Origin of the sequence: Bacillus pretiosus (assembly GCF_051294775.1) — a bacterium.
GTDB classification, from domain to species: domain Bacteria; phylum Bacillota; class Bacilli; order Bacillales; family Bacillaceae_G; genus Bacillus_A; species Bacillus_A wiedmannii.
In genome coordinates this window covers 1-343 of sequence record NZ_JBPPHF010000055.1, presented here as the reverse complement: position 1 = coordinate 343, position 343 = coordinate 1, and the positions used below count along the sequence as shown (strand labels likewise).

The following is a 343-nucleotide window of genomic DNA, read 5'->3' as shown; positions in this document are numbered from 1 at the left end:
ATCTTAAACACAAGAGATCTCCTCCAACCGCGCTATTATACTTCAAGTTCATTCGTTTGAATTAAATAGCGCATAACTTCACTTACAGCTACGTATAAATCTTCTGGAATCGTCTCATCTTCCTCGACTTGATAATATAAAGAACGAGCAAGCGGACGGTTTTCCACCATTGGTATTTCTTGTTCTCGGGCAAGCGTTCGTATATATAATGCGAGCTCATCTTCCCCTTTTGCAACGACAATTGGCGCCGCATCAACCTGGTTATTGTACCGAAGTACGACCGAAATATGAGTCGGATTGTTTACAATAAACGTTGCACCATCCATCTTCTTCGCAATTGTCC

1 protein-coding gene is annotated in these 343 nt (G+C 41.7%); it reads right to left on the bottom strand.

Features of this window, described 5'->3' with window-relative positions; translation table 11 throughout:
• Positions 1 to 35: 35 nt before the first annotated feature.
• Positions 36 to 343: EscU/YscU/HrcU family type III secretion system export apparatus switch protein (locus tag ACSG5Z_RS29820; RefSeq protein WP_435712743.1), on the bottom strand; the 308-nt coding region annotated here is incomplete at its 5' end.